Source organism: Enhygromyxa salina (genome assembly GCF_002994615.1).
In the GTDB taxonomy this organism is placed as follows: domain Bacteria; phylum Myxococcota_A; class Polyangia; order Nannocystales; family Nannocystaceae; genus Plesiocystis; species Plesiocystis salina_A.
In genome coordinates this window covers 1-12,823 of record NZ_PVNK01000206.1, presented here as the reverse complement: position 1 = coordinate 12,823, position 12,823 = coordinate 1, and the positions used below count along the sequence as shown (strand labels likewise).

Genomic DNA, 12,823 nt, shown 5'->3' with positions numbered 1-12,823 from the left:
ACGAAGAGCCCCCTGGGCACGCATGACCCCCGCGGCCGTCAGCGACTCGGCCACACGCGGCCGCGAGCGGCCGGTGGCTCGGTCGCCGACAGCCTCAGCGCAGCTCGACGCGCTGCACGACCTTCGCCGCGCGCCCGTCTCGGGTCAGTCCAGGCCCCGGCGCGTGGGTCTTGATTGCGGTGGTGATGCAGCGCCTCGACTTTGACGACAGCTGCGTGATCGGGATCTTGGCCGAGCCGATCCGACCATCCCCAAGCACGCTGTAGCTGAGCTCGAAGGTCTGGACCTCCTCGCCGCCGCGCAGACACGCGCTCCAGATCTTGCCCAGCGAGCTGGCGAAGCGCAGCGCGAGCTTCGAGTCGAGCTCACCCTCGACGCGGGTCTCGACCACCCGAACCCGCCTCGTCTCACTCGTCTCACTCGTCTCGCGCGGGCGCTCGCAGGCGCTGCCCAGGCACGGGGGGACGTCGGCGAGGTCGGGCTGCGGACGCGAGGGAGCGCCAGACCGAATGGCCTCGCTCGCGACTCCCCCGCCGCGCCCGCTGCCGATCAAGTCGAGGCCCCCGACCGAGACATCGATCGATCCACCGGTCATCGACGCCCACAGCTCCGAATCGTCGACCTCCGGGGCGAAGTTGGTCGCGGCGGTAGCGATCACGCCCTCGACTCCCCCGTATTCGGCCATGGCCGCGAGCATGCCGGCCGAGCGCGCGGCCTCGGCCGGGCTGGTGTCGCGCTGGAGCATCGGTGCGACAACGCGGGGGCCCGACCCGCTGCGAGCGAGCCGCATGCTGGTTGCTTTACGCTCCGCCCCGCTCGCGCCCGGCTCGGCCTGCTCGAGGCTGGGGCCGGGCGTGGTCGCAGCGGCCGGCTCCCGCGATTTTGCTCGACGGGTCTCCTCGCGCGTGGGGTGCGAGACAGCTGGCGGTGGCGGGAGCTCGGGCCGTTCCTGGCGCAGCTCTGCGGCCTCGGGCTCGGACCGGAGGGTGTAGGCCAGATAGGGCGCGGCGTCGGTCTCGAGCGGGGGCAGTTGGACCTCGCCAGCCATCCGCGACAAGGTCAGGAAGGTCACCACGATCAGCGCGGTGCTGGCGAGGCCCAGCCACCAGCCGACGTCGAGGGGCCGGGCTCCGAGCTCGGGTGCGATCTGGCGTTCAGTCCCGACCTCGATCGTCAGCGGCCCAAGCTCGATGCGGGTCCACTCGTCCTCGCGCAGGGCGACGAGCTCACCGGTCTCGAGGCTCGCGAGCACGGCCCCGTCTGCGGTCGCCGAGACCAGGCGGTGGAGCCCGGGCGTCGCGTAGGTCAGATCTGCGTCGGGCCCCTCGCCGAGGGTGAAGTTCTGGCCCGGCCGCAGGTGGACCAGCTCGACGATGGTGCCCGCAAATGAGACCCGTACCTGCGTCCAGAGCTCGGCGGCAGTCACTCGGTAGTTGCACGATCGGCGCGCTGTTCGGTTGCCAACGACCTGCACTTTTCGTGGCTTGCTGCTCGTCTGGCCAGGTCATGCAGGGCGACTGATCGCCCTTCGCGGTCGAAGCTGTATCCGAGCATACCGCGAGCGCTGTTCGACGACGGCAAGAGTGGCCTCAGATCTGCCTGGCGGCGCGAGCTCAACCTGGTCGCCGCTCCAAAGTGGCCTCGAGGGTCGCGGGGATCTCGACGTGGCTCTCGCCCGCGCCGAGCGTGGCCGACGCACCACCGAGGCTGGGGTTGCCGGTCTTGAACAGGGCGCTGCCTTGGCTCGCGCCGCCCGTTCCGCTTGCGATCATGGCCGCGAGGCCGACGAAGCCCACGGCGAGGCCGGCCAATATTGCTGCAATTATCATTGGATTCATTGATGTTCCTTTCGTTGAAAAAACTCTGCGAGGCGAGGCGAGGCGAGGCTAGACGAGGCGAGGCTAGACGAGGCTGCCGGTCTGGATCGCGCCGCGTCGGCGGAGCATCTCGCTGAGGTCGCGCTCGGTCTCGATCAACAGCACGCTGTTGCCGAGGCGCAGCAGCGCGCGGAGCCGGCGGAGCTCCTCGCGGGCGCGGGTCGAGTACGACAGCGCTCCGGCGAGGCCGCCGAGCAGGGCCGCGAGCATCACGACGATCGCCATCGTCGCGTAAGGCGAGGGCACGCGTGAGGGCAGCGCGTCGACGCCGAGCAAGACGAGCCCGACGAGCGCCGTGAGCATCAACCCTGCGGTCACCGAGGCGCCGATGATCATGCCGACGCCGGCCATGGTATGGCGCAGCGGGATCTTGTCTTGGGTCAGATCGCCGGGATCGCTGAGCAGCTCGACCTCGCCCTCGATCACGGCGTCGACATCGGGCTGAGCCGCGCGCGCGGCCTTGCGGCTGGGAAACAGTGCGTACTTGAGCTTGGTCTGGACAGACATTTGAACCTTTCTGGTTGAGAGTGAAGCCGGCGCCTCGCGTATTGACCTCTCGGGTCGGGCGAGTCCGGTGGAGGAGCGTCGACGCGATCGAATCAATCGACTTGATCGCGTTGACGATCGAATCGAGAGACCGCGGATGGCTCGATTCATTATTAGTATATTTTTGAATGTATGTCAAATGTGCGAGGCGAGCATTCGCGCCTAGCACCCCGGGCTGCTAGGCCCCACGCACGAGCGCGCGCGCCAAGGTCGACGCCAACGAAGACCCCGGACACCGCCCCGCTCAGGACTCTTACCAGCCCGGTCCGACGAAGACCCGGGTGACCCCGGTCAGGGCCGCGTCGACGCCGACCCCTTCATGCACGAGGCGCATGAGCGCGCCGGCGACGTGGCCGGGCTTGTCCGACGACCACACGCTGCGCCCGATCGCGACCCCGGCGGCGCCAGCATCGAGAACCGCGCGAACCATCGCGAACAGCGGACGGAGCTCCTCCTTGGCCCCGCCGAGGACCACGACCGGGACCTCGGCGAGGGCGACGAGCTCGGCGAAGCTGTCGGGGTCGCCGGTGTACCTGGTCTTGACCACGTCGGCCCCGAGGTCGGCCCCGAGCCGCGCGACGTCGGCCAGCTGCGCGGGCGTGTGTTGGTCTTTGGCCTTGAACCCAAGGGGCAACATCTCGGCGACCAGGGGCATCGCCCAGCGCTCGCACTCGAGCGCGAGCGCGGCGAGCTTGGCCACGGAGTCGGTCTCGGTCGCCGAGCCCGGGAGCGCCTCGGCCTTGATCGCGTCGGCGCCGAGGCGCAGGGCGTGCTCGACCGCGCCGCGGTCCGAGGCGAGCTCACGCGGGTGACTGAGGATCGCGGTCGTGCGCCCGAGCTCGGCGCGGCAGCGCATGAGCAGCCCAGCCTGCACGAACACGCCGTCGACCCCGGCCGCGGCGACCTCTCGCAACACTCGGCCCGGATCGCGCAGGCGCACCCCGGCCCCGGGTCGAGACAGGTGATCGAGAGCGATCAGTACGGACCGACCGTCAGCTGCGAAGATCCGACGGAGTCGAAGCTTGGTGTTGCTGGAGTTCGACATGGGCGCTCAGCTTCCGGACCCAACAATTATACGCAACGAGCTCGGATCGAGCGCGTGCTCGAGCGCGGCGTCGAGCTGCTCGCTCGGATCGCGCGCGGTCACCAGCGGACGAAGATCGATCAGGCGCTTCGATCCGCTGGCCGCACGCGCTGTCGACGATGACCTCGTGGCGGTGAATCACGGCGCTGCCGGGCAGCGAAGGCGCCCGAATCAATGACGTGACCGCCCGGACGCACGGCGGCGGCGAACGGGCTCGCGGTCTGCTCGGTCCCGAGGGTGACGTAGACCACGTCGACACCACCCGCGGGCAGCTGCACGGAGATGACATCGGGTGCCGCCCCGATCGCGCGTGGCCGCGGCGATCAGCCCGCCCATCACCGCGTTCCAACGAGAGCTCGACAGCCTGAGCCGGGACAGCGTGGGCGATCGCGTGCTCGACCCGGACCGAGATGTCGCCCGAGCCCGGCGACCCAACCCGCGGGGCGCGGAGCAAGGCCCGGTGAAACCTTTCGCGGACGGTCGCGGCGTCGGACGCGGGCGACTCAAGTGACTGGGGCGACACCTCGCCGAGCCGGACCCGACGCTCGACCTCGGCCGAGGCCCCGCGCGACGTCCGGGAGCATCCGCAGCGCGGGCACCGACACCCCGCGCGCATGGCCAGCGACAGGGAGCTCGGCGCACGTCCGGTGGGATCCGCCTCAGGACCCTGAAGCGCGCGAGGGTCTCCATCTTGATGTGCAGCGAGTAGCGGTCATACGGCGCTTGGGCCGCCCCACAATCTCGATCACGCAATGCAGCAGCGCGATAGCGGTGATCGAGCTCCTCGTGACCGATGCCCCGGATGGCGTTGTTCATGCGCGCCACGGATGGCCAGGTTGGTCAAAAACAATCCTGGTGCACGAGTATTGACCCCCGCGGCGCGGACGTCGGACAGGCTCGGATTCGCAACACCCCCTCGCGGCCCCCACGCAAGCGGCGATCTGTATGCTCAGGCCCATGCCCTTGTCCGCGGTTGCGCTCGGCGGTGTCCTCGATCTCCTCAGCGTGGGCGTATGCGTGTGGGAGCTCGAGGTCCCAGGCGAGCGCGAGAGCCTGGTCTTGCGAATCTGCAACCCGGCGGCGGCGCGCTTTTTAAACGTGCGAGTCGAAGACGTGCTCAACAAGCAGATCGCGATCGGCTTTCCAGGCTCGCTCGACACCCCGCTGCCTGGCGTGTTCACCCAGGCCATTGAGTCCCAGACCACGATGGAGCTCGGCGATGTCCCCTACAAAGACGAGATCGTCCCCGACGGCGTATTCTCGGTCGTGGTCCGGCCGCTCTCCGAGTCCAGGGCGCTGGTCGAATTCACCAACGTCACAGACGAGCGCCGGGCTCAGGCCAAGAGTGAGGCCATGCTCGAGGCCGCCGAGGTCGCGCGGAGCGAGGCCCAGGCCGTGGCCAAATCAGCCAAGGCCCTCGACGAGAAGCTGCAGGTCATCGAAGCGCAAAAGCGCGACATCATCGCGCTGACAGCCCCGATCCTCGAGGTCGGCGCTGGCGTGCTCGCCCTGCCGCTGGCGGGTAACTTCGACCTACAGCGCAGCGAGATCGTGCGCGAGAAGCTGCTCGATGCGGTCAGCGCGACCAAGGCCCGGGAGGTCGTCATCGACGTCACGGGGCTGGGGGAGATGGACGAGATGACCGCCAACGAGCTCGTTCGCCTGACGCGTTCCCTCGCGCTGCTGGGCACGCGGGCCTACCTCACCGGGATCTCGGGAGCCAACGCCCAGGCGCTGGTGAGCTCGAACGCACAGATTCCGGCGGGCATGTGCATGCGCAACCTCGAGAGCGCGCTGCGTCTCCTGAGGGATCGTCGCGGCCGCGCCTCGGCCGGTCCTGGTTGAGCGGGTAGCCGCGCTTCGCCCGTGCTGGATCGGGCCTGCGCTTGCCATCCTCTGCTAGCAGCCCGGGGTGCAATGCATCGTGTCGCCTCGCGCCGGAATTTTTGCCGAGGGCGCGAAGCCAAAACGCCGCTGTACCGGGCGTACTGCAAGTTTTGGCGACAAAGCCCTCGGCGAAAAGGCCAAGCGAGGCGGCGCGAGGCATTGCACCCCGGGCTGCTAGGGATGAGGGGTGGCGGGTCCAGCGGATCGCGTATGCTGCCCGCCATGCGGCCCCGTCTTTTCGCCCTGCCTGCCTTCGCCATCGCGCTGCTGGCCCTCGCCGCGCCCGCGGACGCCAGCGAGCTGCGCTTCTCGATCACCGCCAAGGGCGGCGTCGCCACGACCGGCAACACCCTCGGCCTGTCCAAGCAGCCGGCCGCCAACGGTCCGGGCGTCGGCGACTCGATCGGCACCTTCCTCAGCCCCGACGCCCAGCTGGTCGACGACTTCCCGGCCAACATGGGCAACCCCTGGGCTGGAGGCACGACCTCCGACTGGACCCTCGACGGCTCGTCGGCGGTCCTCGATCTGCCCGAGACCTCGACCGGGATCGAGGTCGTCTACGCCGAGCTGGTCTGGGGCGGCAGCTACCTCTACGGGACCGAGGACGTCAGCGCGGACCTCGACGTGCCCGTGACCCTCGCCGCCGACGGGATGACCTTCGAAGCGATCCCCAGCCAGGAGACCGCGGTCACCCTGGCCGAGGTCGCCAACGGGGGCTTCGCCGTCAACTACTACATGCGCTCGGCCGACGTGACCGACTTCGTCGCCGAGCAGCTCGGGACCACGTACACGGTCACGGGCGTCCCGGCGACCCAGGACTTCTCGATCGAGCAGCTCAACGCGGCCGGCTGGACCCTGGTCGTCGTCTACCGCTCGACCGACGCGCCGACCCGCAACCTGACGGTGTTCGTCGGCGGGCAGTTCGTCGACGAGGACACGACCGAGGACTACCCGGTCTCGGGCTTTTGCACCCCGCCCGAGGGCACCGTCGAGGGCGCGGTCGTCATCAGCGCGCTCGAGGGCGACGCCAACCGGACCGGCGACGTGTTTCAGATCGCCCCGAGCGTCAACGGCCCCTTCGCGGAGCTCTCGGGGCCCAACAACCCCGTCGACAATTTCTTCGCCTCGCAGATCAACGGCAACGACGGCGCCCTGAACACCCTCGGCTCGGCCGGCGACGCCAACCACGACGCGTTCGCGGGCGTCAACGTGGTCGGCGGTCGCCAGGGCTGGGACGTGACCAAGCTGCAGGTCTCGTCGGTGGACGACCAGCTCAGCGCCGGGCAGACCGCCGCGGTCCTGCGCGCGGTCACGACCGGCGACTCCTTCATGCCCGTGCTCGCGGCCTTCGAGATCGACGTCAGCTCGCCCGACTTCGAGACCGAGACCGAGACCGCGGTCGAGGTCACCCCGGCCGCGATCGGGATCGGCGACCACACGACCCTGACCTTCAACTTGCTCAACGACGGCGAGGTCCTCGCCTCGGAGCTGCTGTTCACGGCCCCGCTCGGCCCGGGGCTCGAGCTGGTCTCCTTTGCGATCGACGGCGTGAACGGGGACGTCAACCAGCAGCCGGTCACGACCGAGGAGCTCGTCAGCGGCGTCGAGCTCGGCGATCTCGAGGCCAGCGCAGGGCAAACGATCACCATGGTCGTCGAGGCCGTGGGCCAGCCCGCGATGCCCGAGGGCTGGCTCGTGACCGCGAGCTGGAGCTACGACTACGTCAGCTGCATCGGCGAGGATCCCCTGACCGAGCAGAGCTTCGCCTTCGCCAACGTCGGCTTCTTGGGCGAGGGCGGCGACGGCGATGGGGACGGCGGAGACGGCGACGGTGACCCCGCAGACGGCGGCGACGCGGACGCGGGCTCCGAGGGCGACGGCGGCGGCGGCTCCGACGGCGGCACCGATGGCAGCGACGACTTTGGGACCGGCGGCGACTTCTTTGGCGATCGCGACGGCCAGGACGGGTGCAACTGCCGAAGCTCGAAGCCAGGCTCGCCGCTGGCAGCGTTCGCGCTCGTCGGGCTGCTCGGCTTGCTTCGTCGGCGCCGCGCATGACCGAGAGCAGCATGACCGACGCCGTCGAGCTCGCGCCCTCCGACGAGGCCCTCGCCCGGACCCGCGAGGCCGTCGAGCGGGCGCGGGCGCAGGTCGAGCGCGACCCGGACGCCGCCCTGCCCCGGCTCGCGCGGGCCCTCAACCACCTCGGCTGCCGCGCGAGCGAGCTCGGCCAGGACGACGAGGCGCTCACAGCCGCGCGTGCTTCGGTCGAGATCTGGACGGGCCTGGTCCGCGATCACGCCGGGGATCACCGCGCCGAGCTCGCGAGCGCCGTCAACAACCTCGGCAACTGTCTGGCCGAGGCCGGCCACCACGAGCAGGCCCTCGAAGCCGCGACCGAGACCGCGGCGCTCTACCGCGAGCTCGCCGACGCCAGCCCCGGCTCGTTCACCGCCGAGCTCGCGCTGGCGCTGACAAACCTCGGCCTGAGCTACAGCGATCTCGGTCGTGAGGCCGAGGCCGCGACCGCGACCGCGCAGGGCGTGGCGATCCATCGCCGGCTCGCGAGCGAGGATCCCGAGGGCGCCGGTCCCGACCTCGCTCGGGCCCTCGACAAGCTCGGCGTTCAGCTCGCCGCGCAGGGCCAGCACGAGCAGGCCCTCGCGCCCACGCTCGAGGCCGTCGAGCGCTACCGCCAGCTCGCCGCGTCCCGGCCCGAAGAATTCACGCCGCAGCTGGCCTCGGGCCTCGACAGCCTCGCGCGGCGGCTGATCGTGCTCGACCGCGAACCCGAGCTCCTCGCTGCGATGTTCGAGGCCGCGCGGCTCTATCGCGAGCTGGCCACGACCGACCTCGAGCGCTACCTCCCGCGGCTCGCGGAGGTGTCGGCCACGATCGGCGTGCGGTTGAGTCGGGCCCGTGAGTACGAGCAGGCCATCGCTCACGCGACCGAGGCGATCGCCGCCCTGCGAAGCCTCGCCGCGACCGACCCCGAGCGCTACCAGCCCAAGCTCGCCACGGCCCTGCGGGACGTCTCGGTCGACCTGTCGAAGGTCGAGCGCGACGACGAGGCCCTCGCCGCGACCGCCGAGGCCGTCGACCTCCTGCGGGGGCTCGCGCAGACCCAGCCCGAGCGCTTCGACCTCGACCTCGCCGACACCCTGCTCAACCTCAGCCAAGATCTGCACGCCGTCGACCGGCCCGAAGCTGCGCTCGAAGCGAGCGCCCAGGCCCTTGCGATCGTGCGAACGCTCGCAGACCGCGAGCCCGAGGACTACACGCTCACGCTGGTCTGGACCCTCCGCGACTTCGCCCTCGACCTCGACGGGCTCGGACGGCGCGAGCAGGCCCACCGCAGCGCCGCCGAGGCCGTCGCGCTCGCGCGCTCACTGGCCGATCCGCCCGAGCTCGCGGGGGCCCTCGATGTCCGCGGGGCGATCGAGCGCAACCTCGGTGATCAGCGGGCCGCCGTCGACTCGCTGAGCGAGGGGCTGCGGCTGCTGCTCCCCCATCATCAGGCCGATCCGGAGGAGCACGAGGCCCTGCTCGGCGAGCTCGTGACCGACCTGAGCGAGGCCTGCGAGCTCGGCGGGCTCGAGCTTCCGGCCGATCTGGCCCGGTGGGTGCGCGGCCCCTGAACGCAGCGCGCCCGGCCCCCTCACGGGCCCGAGAGGCACGCGCCGACGTTGGGCGTGGTCGCGCCGTCCGGGAAGTACTCGACGCACTGCGTCCCGGCTTGGGAGCAGGTGGGCGAGTCGAGGTTGCAAAACCCGGCGCAGCAGTAGTTGCTCGGGCAGTCAAAGAGCATGCCCATCGGCGCGCAGAAGCCCGAGATGCACTGCGGCGTCGCGGGATCGCAGGAGTCTCCCAGCGCGATGATGCCGGGCAGACAGGTGAACATCGCCCCGTCCCAGGTGCAGGTGGTCCCGACCGTCGGGCAGTCGACCATCAAGGGGTGACAGCTCATGTCGCCGTCGCCGTCGCCCGTGTCGCCGTCGCCCGTGTCCCCGTCCCCGTCCCCGTCCCCGTCTCCCGTGTCGCCGTCGCCGTCGCCGGTCGTGTCGCCACCTGCGACGCAGACCTGCGCGTCGCAGACCAGGCCCGGATCGCATTCGCCGCTGGAGGTGCACGCGCAGCCCTCGGTCGAGATCGGGCACGCCCCGGTCTCGAAGTCGACGCCCTCGTCGTTCGAGCTCTCACCACACCCCAAAACAACGCCGAGCAGGCAACCGCCCAACAACATGACGCAACGACCTGACATTCGCGCATGATACCCAACCCCAGCTATGCGAGGGCAAGTTGTGGCCCCCCTCGTCGCCGGCGGTCCGATCGGCACGTGGAGCGCCTGCGCACCCGCCGACGCGTTCGAGACCTGCGCGGCGGTGTGTGAGGCGCAGATCTGACCTGGTCCGCGACCTCCTGCGCGACCGGGCGAGGCGAGTCTCCGCTTGCCACGCTCGAGACCTTCGCCGACGCCGACTCCGACGCCGACGCCGACTCCAGCGAGGCCATCGAGGGGCTCGCGTCAACCCGCGCGGAGCTCCCGATCGGCCCGAGCGTGATCTCCGTCCGCTGCTGCTGCGAAGACTGACCCGAGCCCGGGTCGAGCCGCGTTCTTTCGTGGTATCCACGGCCCGGCCCCGTGCCCAATTCGATCGACCCCACGACCACCGCCGAGCTGCTCGCACGCGTCGAACGCGAGAGCGGCCGGACCCCGGACCACAGCCCGCTCGACGCCTGGATGCGCGCGGCCGCCCACGCCTGCCGGGCCGAGCTCGCCGAGCGCATGAACGCGGCCCTGCGCAGCGATCGCGAGGCCGGGGCCAAGCGCGTCCACTACCTCTCGATGGAGTTCCTCATGGGCCGCGCGCTGAGCAACGCGCTCGCCGCCCTCGGGCTCGAGCCGGCCTTTCGCGAGGCCGCCCGTCAAGCCGGCCGCGACCCGGGCGAGATCCTCGAGCGCGAGCCCGACGCGGCCCTCGGCAACGGCGGCCTCGGTCGCCTCGCCGCCTGCTTCCTCGACTCGATGGCGACCCTCGGCCTGCCCGCGTTCGGCTACGGCCTCCGCTACGAGTACGGCATGTTCGCCCAGCGCATCCGCGACGGCGAGCAGGTCGAAGAGCCCGACGACTGGCTCCGCGACGGCAACCCCTGGGAGCTCCAGCGGCCCGAGCTGCGCTTCGAGGTCGGCTTCGGCGGCGCGGTTCAAGGCCTCGCCGAGACCGGGACCGAGGCCCTGGGCGAGCCGCGACGCTGGATCCCGAGCGAGCGCCTCCACGCGACCGCCTGGGACTTCATCGTCCCCGGCTACGGCACGCGCCGGGTCGCCGTCCTGCGTCAGTGGCAGGCCTCGCCGAGCCAGCCGATCGATCTCGCCGCGTTCTCGCGGGGGGACTACGCGGCCGCTGGGGCCGCCAAGCAGGCCGCCGAGCGGATCAACTGGGTCCTGTACCCCGACGACTCCACGGCCACTGGACGGCGCCTGCGCCTGCGTCAAGAGTACTTCCTGGTCAGCGCGTCGCTCCAGGATCTGATCGCCCGGCACCTCGAAGACCACGGCGATCTTCAGTCGCTCGGGGCCAAGGCCGCGATCCACCTCAACGACACCCACCCGGCCCTCGCGGTGCCCGAGCTCCTGCGCCTCCTGCTCGACGAGCACGCGATGTCCTGGGACGAGGCCCTGGCCCAGTGCAAGGCGGCGTTTAGCTACACCAACCACACCCTGCTGCCCGAGGCGCTCGAGACCTGGCCCGTGCCGATGCTCGAGGAGCTGCTCCCGCGCCACCTCGAGCTGATCTACGCGCTCAACTCCCGCTTCTTGGCCCAGGTCCGCGCCGCGGTCCCCGGTGACGAGGGGCTCATCGCCCGGGTCTCGCTGATCGACGAGAGCGGCCAACGCCACGTCCGCATGGCCCCGCTGTCGATCATCGCCTCGCACAAGGTCAACGGCGTGTCCAAGCTCCACTCGGAGCTGATGGTCGAGACGATCTTCGCCGACTACGCCAAGCTCCTGCCCCATCGCTTCTGCAACGTGACCAACGGCGTCACCCCGCGGCGCTGGCTGGCCCAGGCCAACGCCCCGCTCGCAAGGCTGCTCGATCAACGCCTGGGCACGAGCCCCGACTGGCGCACGCAGCTTCACCGCCTCGCCGAGCTCGCGCCGCTGGCCACGGACGCCGAGTTCTGCGCCCAGGTCCAGGCCGCCAAGGCCCACAACAAGCAGCGCCTCGCCGCGCGGATCGAGCACGAGCTCGGCCTGTGCGTCGACCCGAGCAGCCTGTTCGACGTCCACATCAAGCGCATCCACGAGTACAAGCGCCAGCTGCTCAAGGTCCTCGACGTCGTCGCCCGCTATCAGGCGATCTGCGCGGCCCCCGAGCAAGACTGGCTCCCGCGCACGGTCGTGATCGCGGGCAAGGCGGCCTCGGCCTACGCGGTCGCCAAGCTGATCATCCGGCTGATCCACGACGTCGCGGCCGTGGTCAACAACGACCCCCGCGTCGCCGGTCGACTCCGGGTCGTGTTCCTGCCCAACTACGGGGTCTCGCTCGGCGAGGTCCTGTTCCCGGCCGCAGATCTGTCCGAGCAGATCTCGACCGCCGGGACCGAGGCCTCGGGAACCGGAAACATGAAGTTCGCCCTCAACGGGGCCCTGACGATCGGGACCTGGGACGGCGCGACGATCGAGATGGCCGAGGCCGTCGGGCGCGAGCACTTCTTCATCTTCGGGCTCGACGCCGTCCGGGTCCGCGATCTGCGAGCCCAGGGCTACGAGCCGCGCAGCTACTACAACAACGATCCGACCCTGCGCGCGGTCCTCGACGCGATCGCCAGCGGTGCGTTCTCGCCCGCCGAGCCCGATCGCTATCAGGGCCTGATCGCCAGGCTGCTCGAGCGCGACACCTACTTGCTGCTCGCCGACTTCGCCGACTACCGCGCGGCGCAGGTTCGGGTCGACGCGCTCTATCGTCGGCCCGAGGCGTGGGCCGAGCGGGCGGTCCTCAACATCGCGGGCATGGGCGCGTTCTCGTCGGACCGCACGATCCGCGACTACGCGCGGACGATCTGGGCCATGCCGACCCCGGACTGATGGCCACGTCCGAAGATCTCGAGCGCGCGCGGCCGTGGCGGATCTTCGGCGCCCACCCCTGCGAGCGCGAGGGCGTGGCCGGGGTCCGCTTCGCCGTCTGGGCCCCGAGCGCGGCGAGGGTGGCGGTCGTCGGCGACTTCAACGACTGGGACGGCGGCCGCGACCCGATGCGCGCCCGGGCCGAGCTCGGCGTGTGGGAGCTGTTCATCCCGGGCGTCGCCGTCGGGGCCCTCTACAAGTACGAGCTGCGGACCCACGACGGTCGCACCCTGCCCCTCAAGGCCGACCCCTACGCGTTCGCGGCCGAGCTGCGCCCCGCGAGCGCGTAGGGGTCGGCCT

The 12,823-nt window shown here is 70.7% G+C and carries 10 protein-coding genes; 5 read left to right on the top strand and 5 right to left on the bottom strand.

All coding sequences use genetic code 11. The features are described from left to right. Positions 1-94: 94 nt before the first annotated feature. The 4 genes from ENSA5_RS23970 to ENSA5_RS23955 form a co-directional block, all read right to left on the bottom strand. Positions 95-1,426 (bottom strand): hypothetical protein, encoded by a 1,332-nt coding sequence (locus ENSA5_RS23970; protein WP_106394017.1) that lies wholly within the window; start codon positions 1,424-1,426, stop codon positions 95-97. A gap of 187 nt (positions 1,427-1,613) precedes the next feature. Continuing rightward, a complete protein-coding gene (locus tag ENSA5_RS23965) occupies positions 1,614-1,811 on the bottom strand; it encodes a hypothetical protein (protein WP_146156047.1) in 198 nt (65 codons plus the stop codon). Positions 1,812-1,901: 90 nt separating this feature from the next. Then, the gene (locus tag ENSA5_RS23960; protein ID WP_106394015.1) at positions 1,902-2,384 is read right to left on the bottom strand and encodes a hypothetical protein; all 483 of its coding nucleotides are present in this window, start codon (positions 2,382-2,384) and stop codon (positions 1,902-1,904) included. Positions 2,385-2,676: 292 nt separating this feature from the next. After that, entirely contained in the window at positions 2,677-3,468 is a 792-nt protein-coding gene (locus tag ENSA5_RS23955; protein WP_106394014.1) for a class I fructose-bisphosphate aldolase, read from the bottom strand. 996 nt (positions 3,469-4,464) lie between these two features. Between ENSA5_RS23955 and ENSA5_RS23945 the strand changes: the two genes are divergently transcribed. The 3 genes from ENSA5_RS23945 to ENSA5_RS23935 all read left to right on the top strand — a co-directional run bounded on the left by ENSA5_RS23945 (position 4,465) and on the right by ENSA5_RS23935 (position 9,032). Continuing rightward, positions 4,465-5,352 (top strand): STAS domain-containing protein, encoded by an 888-nt coding sequence (locus ENSA5_RS23945; protein WP_181198078.1) that lies wholly within the window; start codon positions 4,465-4,467, stop codon positions 5,350-5,352. 264 nt (positions 5,353-5,616) lie between these two features. Beyond that, entirely contained in the window at positions 5,617-7,452 is a 1,836-nt protein-coding gene (locus tag ENSA5_RS23940; RefSeq protein WP_146156046.1) for an MYXO-CTERM sorting domain-containing protein, read from the top strand. Then, positions 7,449-9,032 (top strand): tetratricopeptide repeat protein, encoded by a 1,584-nt coding sequence (locus ENSA5_RS23935; protein WP_106394010.1) that lies wholly within the window; start codon positions 7,449-7,451, stop codon positions 9,030-9,032. The genes ENSA5_RS23940 and ENSA5_RS23935 overlap by 4 nt, the downstream gene beginning before the upstream one ends. Positions 9,033-9,052: 20 nt before the next feature. On the opposite strand, the gene ENSA5_RS23930 is transcribed toward ENSA5_RS23935, so the two are convergent. Further along, positions 9,053-9,655, bottom strand: coding sequence for a hypothetical protein (locus tag ENSA5_RS23930; protein ID WP_146156045.1), 603 nt, complete (start codon positions 9,653-9,655; stop codon positions 9,053-9,055). A 381-nt stretch (positions 9,656-10,036) separates the two neighbouring features. Between ENSA5_RS23930 and ENSA5_RS23925 the strand changes: the two genes are divergently transcribed. Both ENSA5_RS23925 and ENSA5_RS23920 read left to right on the top strand, forming a co-directional pair. Next, entirely contained in the window at positions 10,037-12,484 is a 2,448-nt protein-coding gene (locus ENSA5_RS23925; protein WP_258182996.1) for a glycogen/starch/alpha-glucan phosphorylase, read from the top strand. Further along, positions 12,484-12,813, top strand: a complete 330-nt coding sequence (locus ENSA5_RS23920; protein WP_106394008.1) for a GlgB N-terminal domain-containing protein — start codon at positions 12,484-12,486, stop codon at positions 12,811-12,813. Before ENSA5_RS23925 ends, ENSA5_RS23920 begins: the two co-directional genes overlap by 1 nt. Positions 12,814-12,823: the final 10 nt, after the last annotated feature.

Excerpts from the sequence above, each read along its gene's own strand:
- ENSA5_RS23945 (WP_181198078.1), top strand. The coding sequence starts at position 4,465 with ATGCCCTTGTCCGCGGTTGCGCTCGGCGGTGTCCTCGATCTCCTCAGC.
- ENSA5_RS23935 (WP_106394010.1), top strand. The coding sequence starts at position 7,449 with ATGACCGAGAGCAGCATGACCGACGCCGTCGAGCTCGCGCCCTCCGAC.
- ENSA5_RS23955 (WP_106394014.1), bottom strand. The coding sequence starts at position 3,468 with ATGTCGAACTCCAGCAACACCAAGCTTCGACTCCGTCGGATCTTCGCA.
- ENSA5_RS23960 (WP_106394015.1), bottom strand. The coding sequence starts at position 2,384 with ATGTCTGTCCAGACCAAGCTCAAGTACGCACTGTTTCCCAGCCGCAAG.
- ENSA5_RS23930 (WP_146156045.1), bottom strand. The coding sequence starts at position 9,655 with ATGTCAGGTCGTTGCGTCATGTTGTTGGGCGGTTGCCTGCTCGGCGTT.
- ENSA5_RS23920 (WP_106394008.1), top strand. The coding sequence starts at position 12,484 with ATGGCCACGTCCGAAGATCTCGAGCGCGCGCGGCCGTGGCGGATCTTC.
- ENSA5_RS23940 (WP_146156046.1), top strand. The coding sequence starts at position 5,617 with ATGCGGCCCCGTCTTTTCGCCCTGCCTGCCTTCGCCATCGCGCTGCTG.